At 41.9% G+C, this 11869-nt stretch carries 14 protein-coding genes; all 14 read right to left on the bottom strand.

Going from position 1 to position 11869, the window contains the following annotated elements; genetic code table 11:
- Nucleotides 1-184 precede the first annotated feature (184 nt).
- Entirely contained in the window at nucleotides 185-1192 is a 1008-nt protein-coding gene (locus JXR81_00250) for a glycosyltransferase family 9 protein (protein MBN2753271.1), read from the bottom strand.
- A gap of 87 nt (nucleotides 1193-1279) precedes the next feature.
- Nucleotides 1280-2062 carry a hypothetical protein gene (locus JXR81_00245; protein ID MBN2753270.1) on the bottom strand — a complete coding sequence of 261 codons (783 nt, stop codon included), beginning with the start codon at nucleotides 2060-2062 and terminating at the stop codon, nucleotides 1280-1282.
- 135 nt (nucleotides 2063-2197) lie between these two features.
- Nucleotides 2198-2416 (bottom strand): helix-turn-helix domain-containing protein, encoded by a 219-nt coding sequence (locus JXR81_00240; GenBank protein MBN2753269.1) that lies wholly within the window; start codon nucleotides 2414-2416, stop codon nucleotides 2198-2200.
- Nucleotides 2416-2790, bottom strand: coding sequence for a PilZ domain-containing protein (locus JXR81_00235; GenBank protein ID MBN2753268.1), 375 nt, complete (start codon nucleotides 2788-2790; stop codon nucleotides 2416-2418). Before JXR81_00235 ends, JXR81_00240 begins: the two co-directional genes overlap by 1 nt.
- Before the next feature lie 105 nt (nucleotides 2791-2895).
- A complete protein-coding gene (locus JXR81_00230) occupies nucleotides 2896-4290 on the bottom strand; it encodes a sigma-54-dependent Fis family transcriptional regulator (protein MBN2753267.1) in 1395 nt (464 codons plus the stop codon).
- Nucleotides 4287-5177 (bottom strand): HAMP domain-containing histidine kinase, encoded by an 891-nt coding sequence (locus JXR81_00225; protein MBN2753266.1) that lies wholly within the window; start codon nucleotides 5175-5177, stop codon nucleotides 4287-4289. The genes JXR81_00230 and JXR81_00225 overlap by 4 nt, the downstream gene beginning before the upstream one ends.
- Nucleotides 5178-5207: 30 nt before the next feature.
- Nucleotides 5208-5915 (bottom strand): pyridoxine 5'-phosphate synthase, encoded by a 708-nt coding sequence (locus JXR81_00220; protein MBN2753265.1) that lies wholly within the window; start codon nucleotides 5913-5915, stop codon nucleotides 5208-5210.
- On the bottom strand, nucleotides 5896-6390 hold the full coding sequence (locus JXR81_00215) for a hypothetical protein (protein ID MBN2753264.1): 495 nt from the start codon (nucleotides 6388-6390) through the stop codon (nucleotides 5896-5898). The genes JXR81_00220 and JXR81_00215 overlap by 20 nt, the downstream gene beginning before the upstream one ends.
- A 4-nt stretch (nucleotides 6391-6394) precedes the next feature.
- A complete protein-coding gene (cdaA, locus tag JXR81_00210; protein ID MBN2753263.1) occupies nucleotides 6395-7171 on the bottom strand; it encodes a diadenylate cyclase CdaA in 777 nt (258 codons plus the stop codon).
- Between the two features lie 6 nt (nucleotides 7172-7177).
- The gene (gene folP, locus JXR81_00205; protein ID MBN2753262.1) at nucleotides 7178-8023 is read right to left on the bottom strand and encodes a dihydropteroate synthase; all 846 of its coding nucleotides are present in this window, start codon (nucleotides 8021-8023) and stop codon (nucleotides 7178-7180) included.
- Between the two features lie 15 nt (nucleotides 8024-8038).
- Nucleotides 8039-8596 (bottom strand): GTP cyclohydrolase I FolE, encoded by a 558-nt coding sequence (gene folE / locus JXR81_00200; protein ID MBN2753261.1) that lies wholly within the window; start codon nucleotides 8594-8596, stop codon nucleotides 8039-8041.
- The gene (ftsH, locus tag JXR81_00195; GenBank protein MBN2753260.1) at nucleotides 8589-10433 is read right to left on the bottom strand and encodes an ATP-dependent zinc metalloprotease FtsH; all 1845 of its coding nucleotides are present in this window, start codon (nucleotides 10431-10433) and stop codon (nucleotides 8589-8591) included. Before ftsH ends, folE begins: the two co-directional genes overlap by 8 nt.
- A gap of 228 nt (nucleotides 10434-10661) precedes the next feature.
- Nucleotides 10662-11135, bottom strand: coding sequence for a transcription antitermination factor NusB (gene nusB, locus JXR81_00190; protein ID MBN2753259.1), 474 nt, complete (start codon nucleotides 11133-11135; stop codon nucleotides 10662-10664).
- A gap of 37 nt (nucleotides 11136-11172) precedes the next feature.
- Nucleotides 11173-11634 (bottom strand): 6,7-dimethyl-8-ribityllumazine synthase, encoded by a 462-nt coding sequence (locus JXR81_00185; protein MBN2753258.1) that lies wholly within the window; start codon nucleotides 11632-11634, stop codon nucleotides 11173-11175.
- Nucleotides 11635-11869: the final 235 nt, after the last annotated feature.

The raw sequence follows: 11869 nt of genomic DNA, 5'->3' as shown, positions 1-11869 counted from the left end.
GTAAAATAATTTGGTAATACTTTTTTTTAAAATTCAAAAAATATATTCACATAATACCCCTGATTTGTCAACATAATTATATGTGAAAATAATCACGTGGATTTATGAATACATCATATTTATCATAGCCTCTTTGGTACAAAACAGGCGTCTAAATGAAAAAAAGGCCTGATTTAAAGAGTGATTACCCTCTTGTTTTTATTGCTTTATTTATGGCTTTGAAAGCTTCATCAACCGTAATTAAATCCATGCATTCCCGTGTGCCTTTAGGGCAGTCATTTTTCGCGCAATTTATGCATTCAAGGCGGTGCATAAGCGCAATATGCCCGTCTTTTTCCAGGTAAGGGTGCCATTCTACAGGGTCTTCCGGGCCAAAGAAAGTCACTGTCGCAACGCCCAGCGCCGCTGCCATATGCCGCAATCCCGAGTCGTTGCCGGCAAACGCCCGTAGCTGCTTTAAAAGAAAAGCAAGTTTAAGAAAGTCAAGGCCGCAGTATAATGACGCGCCGCCGCCTATTGCCGCTGTTATTTCGCCGGCAAGCGCCCTTTCGGAAGAGGCCGCAAAAACCGCAATGTGTTTATTTTCCGATGATAATTTTCTGCCAAGTTCAATGAAGTTCTCTTTTTTCCACATTTTTGCGGGCCTTTTGGCGCCCACTCCAAAGCCGATTGTATCCGGCGGCAGGGTCTCGTCTATGTACTTAATGTCTTTTTCTTTTAAAATAAGTTTTGTTTTAATGCTTCCGGCGGAAGGTGTTTTTATGTCAAGCGGCGTTAAGGTTTCCATATCCCTTATGGTTATGGGTTTTGCTTTCTCTTCTATGCCAAGCGGGACGGAAGTAAAATAGTCCCTTCCGCTGTGATTATGGACAAGCCTTAATTTCGCGCCGCTAAGCCGCGTAATAAGAGCGCTTCTGAAAGTGGCGTGAAGGTTAACGGCAATATCAAACTTATATTTACGCAGTTTAAATATCAGTTTTATAAAACTTAAAAATGATTTTTTGTCATAAGTTAAGACTTCGGAAACATTGGGCAGCAGAAATTTAAAGTTTTCGTATTCTTTTTTTAATACATAGACAATTTTGGGGGAATTGCAGTTGTCATACACGGCCTGAATAACCGGCGTTGACAGTACAATATCACCGATATCGCGAAGTTTTATTATAAGTATTCTGTTTACGTTTTTTAACAAGTTTTAACCCGCTTTTATTCATAAAGCTTAAAATAAAAAATACCACAGGCTGTTGACCCATGGTATTTTGAAAACGTGACATCATATTTAAGGCCTGTGAAGTTCTTCGTGTTCCGTTATAAGTTTTTTAACTTTATACTCTTTTTTCTCCGCCATTTCATTGAACTGGCGCACATATGAATTAAAAAGGTCGGTAAACTTAATCACTTTTTTCTGGGCGAAAAACATTTCTTTTTTGTTTTTATTATATCTGTCCTGTGCTTCGTCAAGCCGCTGTATTGTTTCCGGGTTTTCTTTCAGAATTTTTTCAACGATTTTCATGCCGTTTTCAATTTCGTAGTAATCCTCGTGAAATTCATCAACCTGAAGGCGGGCATGCTGTAAGGTATATTCGGCCTTATCGGCGTATTTTGCCCATTTTGTTTCAACTTTATCCCTTTCGTGAATGGCCGCGTAAGTGTGAACCGACGCGATTGATTTGCCCATATCAAGCAGCAGTCCGTCCATTTTGGAGCGCAGCTGAGCTTCGTATCTTTTTGAATCCGTATTAATCCTGAAAAGGTATGTTTTAACATCCGTAAGGTACTGCCATGCGCTTACGTCTTTTTTGTTGAATACAACAATCATGGTTGCGGTTGGAACAGGAGTTGTCACCAGCGAAGCGTCGTCAAAAAATACGGCTTCCGTGCCCGGGCCGTCTGCCGCGCCGCCGATTTTCACTTCTCCGTTTGATGTGTTCTTGGAGCCGCTTTCGGCAAGTTTTTCATTTTTTTCCTCTGTTTCCTTCTTTTTTTCAGAAGCGTTAACAACAGGCGCCATTAAAAAAATTATTATAAAAGCCAGTGATAAAACAGCCTTAAATGAACGCATTAGTTCCTCCTAAGCGGTTATTATTTAATATAAAAACTATTCTAAATTAGCCAAATACAAAAGTCAAGAAATAAAAACTGTAAGGTTTATACTCTTGAAATTAGACGTGCGGTTTTAGGGGTTGGTTTACCGGAATTAAGCCGGAATAAGTTCTTTGTTAATTTTCTCGGTGCGGGAAACAGGCTTGCGTTCCGGGCTTTCCATCCATTCGTCAATAATGGATTTTTTAAAACGCCAGCTGCCGGCTATCTTAACGCCGGGAATTCTGCCTTTTCCGGCAAGTTTATAAATGGTGACAGGTTTTACTTTTAACATCAGTGCAAGGTCTTTTATAGTTAAAATTTCACCGCTCATTACATCGCCTTCGCTTCGCGTTCGTTTATAAAATTTTCCAGCGCTTTTGCATCATCATCTTTAAGGGCAATGAAACTTAAGCCCGCTTCATAAATACCGTCTTTATTGGCAAGCCTGCACCATTGGACCTCGCAGAAAGCTTTTATAAGTAATGATTCGTTTTCAATTGGAAGTTCAACGCGGATGACATTTCCTTCGCCGATTTTGTGCGGCAATATTACGCATACGCCGCCCTTGGAAATGTTTCTTGTTGAAGCTTTTTCGTATTTAAAAGATGTTAGTGTATCTTCCCCGTCTCCAAGTACTTTATATCTTAATATTCCTTCTATATCGGTGCGTGTTTCCATTCTTTTTTCAAGGTAACTGGCTGTCATGATTCCTCCTAAAAATAATATACATTGAATGAAGCAAGAATTATGCCGATATAAAATACCACAAACGCTATGTTTTATTGGGGTTTTTTAGAAAAAATGTCCCTCTTAGGACATTTTTTTGCGTTTTGTCCTTACAGGGACAATATCGGCTATCTGATATTTTTCAATTTTATGCATCAGAATCTTTCTTGTGATGCCAAGGATTTTAGCCGCGTGAGTCTGGTTGCCGCGGGTTTTTGAAAGCGCGTTTATTATTGAACGTTTTTCAACCTCTGATAACGGCATATTTGCCGGTATCATATCATCGGCGGCATCGCGCATAGAGTCGTTATAAGAAGATAAATTTAAATCGGAAGGCCTTATGAAATTACCTGATGAAATAACGGCGGCTTCTTCAAGCGCGTTTTTTAATTCCCTGATATTGCCGGGCCACCTGTATTCTATCATAAGTTCAAGCGCGTCATCAGAAATGGATTTCTGTTCAAGGCCGTTTCTTAGGCATATTTCCTTAAGGAACTGCACGGCAAGAAGCGGAATGTCGCTTTTTCTTTCCCTTAAAGGAGGCAGGTTAATGGTGATGACGTTAAGGCGGTAATAAAGATCTTCCCTGAAATTACCTTTATTAACCTCTTCTTTAAGGTCGGAATTTGTGGCGCTTATTATGCGCACGTCAACATCCTTTAACTTATTGCTTCCAAGCGGTTCAACTTTGCGTTCTTCAAGCACACGCAGCAGTTTTACCTGGGCTTTGTGGTTTATATTTCCTATTTCGTCAAGAAACAGAGTGCCTTTATCCGCGGCTTCAAATTTTCCGGGTTTGGTATTATAGGCGCCTGTAAACGCGCCTTTCTGATAACCAAACAGTTCTGATTCCTGAAGCCCTTCCGGAATGGCTGCCATATTAATTGATATAAGCTTGTTTTTTGCCCGTTTTGAAAGGTTGTGTATGGCTTTGGCGACCATTTCTTTGCCTGTGCCGCTTTCGCCGGTTATAAATACAGTGGAATCAACCGCGGCTATGCTGGTGATTTTTCTGAAAATATCCCTCATTTTTTTTGATTTGCCTATCATATTTTCAAAAGTGTTTTTGCCTTCTATCTGGCCTTTTAAAATTGCAAGTTCTTCTTTCATTTCAAGTTTTTCAAATATTTTCTGCAGCGTCATTTTAAGTTCGTCAAAATTAAGCGGTTTCTGCAGGTAATTTTCTATTCCAAGTTTCATTGCTTCAACGGCGGATTCTATGTTCCCAAAAGCGGTCATTATTATTACCACCACGTCTTTGTCCAGCTGGCGGATCTTTCTGTATAATTCAAGGCCGTCCATTCCGGGCATTTTAAGGTCAACAAGCGCAACCTGCACGGTTTCGCGTTTTAATAAAAGCGGCACTTTTTCCGGCTCGGCTTCCGTATAAACTTCATATCCTGTTTCTTCAAGGATTGCTTTAATTACCTTTAAAGCTGAACGGTTGTCATCTACGACAAGTACTTTTCTGGCGCTCATCTTTTTAAGCTCCTTTTTTCCACGGGGATGGAAATTGTAAATACGGAACCCTTATTCAGTTTGCTTTCAATTGAAAGGTCTCCGCCGTGTTTTTTAACTATAGACCTGCTGATGGCAAGCCCTATACCCATGCCCTCTTTTTTTGTGGTGAAAAAAGGGGTGGAAATGCGGGAAAGGTCTTTTTTGGAGATTCCGCAGCCGTTATCCGCCACCTTTATATAGATATAATTATCGTCGCCTGACAGGCGTATTTCAACCCTTGGCGAAGATTTGCCTTTGGTGGCGTCTTTCGCGTTGTTTAAAAGGTTCACCATTACCTGTTTCATTTGTTCCGCGTCCATATACACGCCGGGCAGTTTTGGTTTTTCTGAAATGATTTTTATACCGTAAGGAAAATTGTGTTTTGTAATCATAAGGATTCCCGTGGCAAAACTCTGAATGTCATGTTTTTTCATATGGGGTTTCACGCCCCTTGAAAAACTTAAAAATTCATTCAGATACCGCTCAAGCCTGTTAATTTCTTCAACCACTATACCCGTAAATTCATATATATCCTGGGTGCTTTTATACTTGTCATGAAGATACTGATTGGCGCCTTTAATGGAGTTCAGCGGATTTTTAATTTCGTGCGCGACCGCGGCTATCATTGTCTCTTTGGAATCAATATCGTTTAAAGGGGATTCCAGTATTATGGTTTCTTCCTTTTTTGCCGCTATGTAAATTGCTGAAACCGCAAGGGCAAGAAAAGACGCTGAAATAATTAAAAAAACAAGCGCGCTTGTTTCGTCTTTAAAAAAATAAAGAAAGCAGGAATAACACAATGATAAAAACGCAAGCAGGGCTGCCGCGGCGTGCGTTTTTTTAATGGAACTGTTTGAAATAGACATATTGTTGTGTTCCCTCCGTAATTGCCGCGGTTAAAGGAGTTTAAGCATGTCCTTTACCGCGCGGTCAAGGCCCGTAAATACCGCCCTTGCTATAATACTGTGGCCCGTGTTTAAATCTTCAATACCCTTTATTGAAGCTATTTGTTTTGTGTTTGTATAGTTTAATCCGTGTCCCGCGTTTACTTTAAGGCCTTCTTTAAGCGCAAGTTTAACGCCGTCTTTTATTATCTGAAGTTCCCTTTTTTGTTTTTTCCCGGATGCGTTTGAATATTTCCCGGTGTGTAATTCCACGTAATCTGCTCCTGCTTCTTTGGATGCTTTTATTTGTTCCGGTTCCGCGTCTATAAAAAGGCTTACCGCGATTTTTTTTGCTTTAAGCTTTGCTATTGCTTTTTTTAGACGCGCCATATTTGCAATTACATCCAGCCCGCCTTCGGTGGTAAGTTCCTGCCTTTTTTCGGGGACAAGAGTGGCTTCGTCAGGCCGGACTTTAACCGCGAAATTTACAATTTCATCCGCAAGCGACATTTCAAGGTTAAGTTTTGTTTTTACTGTTTTTCTTAAAGTAATCACGTCGCTGTCCTGAATGTGGCGGCGGTCTTCCCTTAAATGAACCGTAATGCCGGATGCTCCGGCCCTTTCCGCCGCTGCCGCGGCTGCTATTGGGTCAGGTTCGCTTCCGCCTCGCGCCTGCCTTAACGTGGCGGTGTGGTCAATGTTAACGCACAGGCGTGCCATTTTTAATCACCTGCTTTTTTATTTTTGATACCGGTGTTTTTTCCGCTGAGGCTTTTTCATCTTTTTCAGCGGGCGGTTCCGGAGGCTGTTCTTTTATAAAATCTATATAGATGTATGACGGAGAGATATCGCGTATAAAAATACCGCGCGGCAGCGACTTGAACCTGCTGCCAAGTATCTGATAGGAATTCTTTCCTATTACGGCTTTTTTAAGGTCAATGATTATTTTAAGGGTTTTTTTGTTAATCTGATTGATAATTATTTTTCTTCCTTCAAGCTGAACTTTTACCGAAGACTGTACATTCCCGGTGACTTTCATGGTTTCCGGATAGTTAATAAATTCCACCGGCACATCAATTGTAACGGTCATTTCCTGTTCGCGGACGACAAACAGCCACATGCCTACAGCCACAAACAGCGCCATTAGTTTGTACTGCCAGTTTTTTAAAATGTAATTCGCGATAAATTCTTTCATAAATTCACCTTATTTTCGGGGCATACAGCGACAGTATTTCAAGAAGCGTGTCGCCGTCTATGTCCGGTGTTATTTTTCCGCCGATTGCCAGAGATATTGTGTGCCGTTCCTCGGAGACTATTATTGTTATTGCGTCTGTTTCTTCGGATATGCCTATAGCAGCCCTGTGGCGCATTCCGTACATTTGTTCTATATCTTCTTTCTGCGTCAGCGGAAGAATACAGCCTGCCGCAGCAATGCGGCCTTCCCTGATAATTACCGCTCCGTCATGCAGCGGTGATTTTGTATTAAAAATGGCGATAAGAAGTTCCGATGTGGTTTCCGCGTCAAGGCGGGTGCCTGTATCAATGAAACTTTTAAGGTTAACTTCGCGTTCCAGCACTATAAGGGCGCCTATTTTTTTCTTTGCCAGTATTACGGAAGACTCCCTTATTTCCCTGTACAGCTGGCCGTGTTCTTTGAAAATAAATTTAAAAAGTTTGTTCTGCCCAAGTTCCACAAGGACCCTTCTTAATTCCGGCTGGAAAACGATTATAAAAGCAATTATCCATATCGTGCTTAAACCCGTAAGAATCCAGGTCATTGTGTTAAGTTCAAGGATTTTCGCGACAACCACAAAAATTAGGATGACCAGAAACCCTTTTAACATCTGTATCGCGCGGGTTTCGTATAAAAGCATAAAGACCTGATAAATAACAAACGAGACAAGGAGGATATCAATAATGTCATTTACGCGTATGCCGGAAAAAGTGTTAAGAATGTTTGTCAGAAATTTCTGCATGTAAACTTACTCCTCCTTTTTGGGTTTTATAAATTCATACGCCGTTTTAACGGCGTCAAGCGTCTCCGGGACGTCATGAACCCTTAATATATCCGCCCCGTTTATTACCGATACTGCCGCGGCTGCTGCCGAGCCAAAAATACGTTTATCCGGCGGCCTGCCTGTTATATTTCCTATAAACGATTTTCTTGAAGCGCCTATGAGCACCGGAAACCCAAGTGTTTTGAATTCCCGTATGTTTTTTATAATTTCAATATTATCCTGCTGCGTTTTGCCGAATCCTATTCCGGGGTCCAGAATTATATTGTCTTTCTTAATTTCGGATTTCAGGGCGGCTGCTATGCGTTCCCTGAAATATTCCAGGATATCGTAAACAGCTCCTTTGTCAGAATAAGCTACGTCTTTCTGCATTTTATCCGGGGTGCTTTTAGTGTGCATAATTACATATGGCACGCCAAGTTTTGCCGCTGTCTGCATCATTAAACTGTCAAAGGTGCCGCCTGAAATATCGTTTATCATATCCGCGCCGGCTTTTATTGCCTGTACTGCCGTTATTGCTTTGTATGTGTCCGCGGAAACGGGAGTGTTTTTGTTTAATTCCCGAAACGCGGTTATTACAGGGATAAGACGCGCAATTTCATCTTCCGCGGATACGGCTGCGGCGCCGGGCCTTGTGGATTCAGCGCCCATATCAATTATATCGGCGCCGTTTTCCGCCATATAAACCGCGTGCATTACAGCTTTTTCTGTTGAATCAAAAGAACCGCCGTCTGAAAAAGAATCCGGGGTAATGTTCAAAATACCCATTATACGGGGTTGTGAAAAATCAAAACTGATTCCCCTGAGTATCATAAAATTACCGTCCTGCTATTTATTTATAAGGCTTAACGCTTCTTTCCTTGCGCTTTCGTCATCTTTAAAAATGCCGCGGATGGCGGATGTGACCATCACAGAGCCGGGTTTTTTTACGCCGCGCATTGTGGTGCAAAGGTGCTGGGCTTCCACAATCACTATGACGCCAAGCGGATCCACCGCTTTCATAATTGTGTCCGCGACCTGTGAAGTAAGCCTTTCCTGCAGCTGCAGGCGTTTGGCATACATTTCAACCATTCTGGCAAGCTTGCTTAACCCCAACAGCCTGTTTTTCTTGGGGATGTAACCTATGTGCGCCTTGCCTAAAAACGGCATCAGGTGGTGTTCGCATACCGAATAAAAAGGTATATCTTTTAAAATGATAAGTTCTTCGTGTTCGTCTTCCTGGAAAATTTTAATGAATTCTTCGGGTTTCTGATTTATGCCCGCGAAAATTTCTTCATACATATCCGCAACGCGCTGGGGTGTCTGCTTTAAGCCTTCGCGGTTTGTGTCTTCGCCGACGGCTTCCAATATCATAGTAACGGCTTTTTTTATCTTTTCTTTATCCATTCTTTTTTGTCCTTTTTACCGCTTTTGCCTTTATGCTGTTTTCGTCAAAAAGTTTTATGAATTCCTCGCTGTCCATGACTTCCTTTTCAAGAAGCGTTTCGGCGATTTTTACAAGCAGTTTTTTATTGGTGAATAAAATTGTTTTTGCTTCGTCGTACGCGCCGGTGACTATGCTTTTTACTTCTGAATCAATTTTCTGCGCGGTTTCTTCAGAGTAATTTTTTTCTTTCATAAGGTCTTTGCCTATAAACACTTCCTGATTTGACTTTCCAAAAGTAATCGGGCCCATAACTTTGCTCATTCCATAACGGGTAATCATGTCGTGCGCGGTGGCTGTGGCGCGTTCTATGTCATTGCTTGCTCCGGTGGATATGTCGTCAAAAATCAGTTCTTCGGCAACGCGGCCGCCCATCATTATTTTTATGGTGTTTATCATTTCGTTTTTGGTGGCTAAAAACCTGTCTTCTGTAGGTAACTGAAGCGTGTAACCAAGAGCGCCATAACCGCGCGGGATAATGGATATTTTGTGCACGGGATGGGTGTCAGGAAGTGCTTTTGCCACAATGGCATGGCCTGCTTCGTGGTACGCAATACGTTTCTTTTCTTCATCCTTAATTACCCTGCTTTTTCTCTGCGGGCCGGCCATAACGCGGTCAATGGACTCTTCCAGTTCGTCCATGGTTACTTCTTTTTTATTTCTTCTTGCGGCAAGAAGCGCCGCTTCGTTTACAAGGTTCGCAAGGTCAGCTCCGGAAAAACCGGGAGTCCTGCGGGCAATTACCATAAGGTCTATATCAGAGGCAAGTTTTACGTCTTTTGAATGAACTTTTAAAATTCCTTCTCTTCCGTTTAAATCCGGCCTGTCAACAACCACCTGCCTGTCAAACCTTCCCGGCCTCATAAGCGCAGGGTCCAAGACATCCGGCCTGTTGGTGGCCGCTATTATAATTACGCCGTTATTTTTTTCAAAGCCGTCCATTTCCACAAGCAGCGCGTTTAAGGTCTGCTCTCTTTCGTCATGGCCGCCGCCTAATCCCGCGCCCCTGTAACGGCCTACCGCGTCTATTTCATCAATGAATATTATGCACGGAGCGCTTTTCTTTCCCTGTTCAAAAAGGTCGCGCACGCGCGCCGCGCCTACGCCCACAAACATTTCAACAAAGTCAGAGCCGGAAATGGAGAAAAAAGGAACCCCTGCTTCGCCGGCAACCGCGCGGGCAAGAAGTGTTTTTCCTGAACCGGGAGGCCCAAGTAAAAGTACGCCCTTGGGAATTTTTCCGCCAAGTTTCTGGAAACGTTTGGGGTCTTTTAAAAAATCAATTATCTCTTTAAGTTCTTCTTTTGCTTCGTCAACACCGGATACATCGGCAAAGGTTATTTTTCCGCCAACCACCGCAAGTTTTGCTTTGCTCTTGCCGAAACTCATCGCGCCGCCTGCGCCGCCCTGTGATTTGTTCATCATAAAGACCCAGAAAATTATTAATATGAGAATGGGGCCAAAATATAAAAAGAATGAGCCGAACATACGCCCGAATGTGGACCCGGGCAGTTTGGATGTTATTTTAACTTTATTTTCATGGAGCGTTTTATACATTAAGTCATCATTCAACGGAGCGGAAGATTCAAATTTTACGCTGTCTTTGGTGGAGCCTTTTACAAGGTTAATGGTGTCCTGAACCTCTATAGTCACTTCTGTAATGCTGCCGGATGAGGCAAGGGCAAGCATTTCGGAATAGCTTATTTTTTTTACCGCCTGCTGTTTATTGGAAGAATAATAGTTGGCAAAAATTACAACCACAAAAAAAACAAAAAGCCAGAATGAAAGCGACGATGACAAATTTCCGAATTTTTTCAAAGTAAAACCTCCTTATAAATTGCAGGCAGGATAGTAATGCCGTATGTCATTTATACTATATTTTATTAGGGTTGTAAAGGCAAATGTCCCGTAAGGGACAATGAGGAAAATTATGCGAATTGTATGTTAATGGGAAACAACAAACTGTTTTAGAATCGTTTTTTTATTCTAAGCATCCAACCATCTAACCTTCCAAGCATCAGCCCTTAATTATCTATTCACTTTCTTCTTCAGCACAGGAAAGTTTTCGGATTCGTTTTTTACAATGTTATCCAGTACCCCGTTTACAAAACCGCCGGATTTTTCATCACCGAATTTTTTGGCAAGTTCAATCGCTTCGTTAATCGTGACTTTATATGGAATATCTTCTTTGAACAGGAATTCCCCGGCGCCCATCCTTAAAATGCACCTGTCAATTGACAGAATGCGGTCAAATTTCCAGTTTTTAAGGTATTTGGGTACTACGGCGTCAATTTCTTCCCGGTGTTCGTCAATGACGTTTATCAGGTCAATGGCAAATTCTTTTGATTTATCAATGAAGTTTTCTTTTGGTTCATCTTCCGTAAGTTTAAGCGCCGGGTAATTTTCGATGAAATCAATGATTTCCGGTTTTGTTTTTTTTGCGATGTCCATCTGGTAAAGGCCCTGCAATGTGATTATTCTTCCTGCGCGTCGTATTCCCATGTCGTATTGTCCTTTAAAGAGCGGATTTTTATTCCTGTTAAAGTTTGTCCATTAAATCCATCATTTCAAGTACCGCGGAAGCCGAATCCCACCCTTTGTTTCCGCTTTTTGCGCCTGCCCTGTCCTGTGCCTGTTCCATTGTATCAGCGGTAATTACGCCGAAAGCCACCGGAATTCCGGAGTTAATGCTTGTGTTTGCAATGCCTTTGGAAACTTCGGAAGCCACATAGTCAAAGTGGGGTGTTTCTCCCCTGATAACCGCGCCAAGCGCTATAAAACCGTTATATTTTGCTTTCTTTACAAGCTGTGCCAGCACAACGGGAATTTCAAAAGCGCCCGGTGTCCAGAACACTTCTATCATATCTTCTGCCACGCCGTGCCTTGTAAGGCAGTCAACAGCGCCCTTTAACAGGTTATTGCTGATAGATTCATTGAAACGCGATATGACAATTGCGACCTTTTTTCCTTTAACTGTAAGCGACCCTTTTACTTCTTTCATGTTTACCTCCTGAATATTAAGTAATAATTGATATATTAGCATAAAATTGTCATATGTAAAGATATAAAAAAACCGAGGGACAGAGGGACGGATGCACGGAGGGACGGAAGTAAATAAATTAAGCTATAAGCATAAAGCAGATAAGCAGAAGCGGAAGAAACTGCGGAGGACGGAAGTAAATAAATTAAGCTATAAGCATAAAGCAGTTAAGCAAAAGCGGAAGAAACTGCGGAGG

It is taken from the genome of Candidatus Goldiibacteriota bacterium, assembly GCA_016937715.1.
Taxonomy (GTDB): Bacteria; Oederibacteriota; PGYV01; order PGYV01; family PGYV01; genus PGYV01.
This window is presented reverse-complemented; position numbering and strand designations above follow the sequence as displayed.

Excerpts from the sequence above, each read along its gene's own strand:
- folP (MBN2753262.1), bottom strand. The coding sequence starts at position 8,023 with ATGATACTCAGGGGAATCAGTTTTGATTTTTCACAACCCCGTATAATG.
- JXR81_00240 (MBN2753269.1), bottom strand. The coding sequence starts at position 2,416 with ATGAGCGGTGAAATTTTAACTATAAAAGACCTTGCACTGATGTTAAAA.
- cdaA (MBN2753263.1), bottom strand. The coding sequence starts at position 7,171 with ATGCAGAAATTTCTGACAAACATTCTTAACACTTTTTCCGGCATACGC.
- JXR81_00185 (MBN2753258.1), bottom strand. The coding sequence starts at position 11,634 with ATGAAAGAAGTAAAAGGGTCGCTTACAGTTAAAGGAAAAAAGGTCGCA.
- JXR81_00220 (MBN2753265.1), bottom strand. The coding sequence starts at position 5,915 with ATGGCACGCCTGTGCGTTAACATTGACCACACCGCCACGTTAAGGCAG.
- folE (MBN2753261.1), bottom strand. The coding sequence starts at position 8,596 with ATGGATAAAGAAAAGATAAAAAAAGCCGTTACTATGATATTGGAAGCC.
- JXR81_00230 (MBN2753267.1), bottom strand. The coding sequence starts at position 4,290 with ATGAGCGCCAGAAAAGTACTTGTCGTAGATGACAACCGTTCAGCTTTA.
- JXR81_00235 (MBN2753268.1), bottom strand. The coding sequence starts at position 2,790 with ATGACAGCCAGTTACCTTGAAAAAAGAATGGAAACACGCACCGATATA.
- nusB (MBN2753259.1), bottom strand. The coding sequence starts at position 11,135 with ATGGGAATACGACGCGCAGGAAGAATAATCACATTGCAGGGCCTTTAC.
- JXR81_00225 (MBN2753266.1), bottom strand. The coding sequence starts at position 5,177 with ATGTCTATTTCAAACAGTTCCATTAAAAAAACGCACGCCGCGGCAGCC.
- JXR81_00245 (MBN2753270.1), bottom strand. The coding sequence starts at position 2,062 with ATGCGTTCATTTAAGGCTGTTTTATCACTGGCTTTTATAATAATTTTT.
- JXR81_00215 (MBN2753264.1), bottom strand. The coding sequence starts at position 6,390 with ATGAAAGAATTTATCGCGAATTACATTTTAAAAAACTGGCAGTACAAA.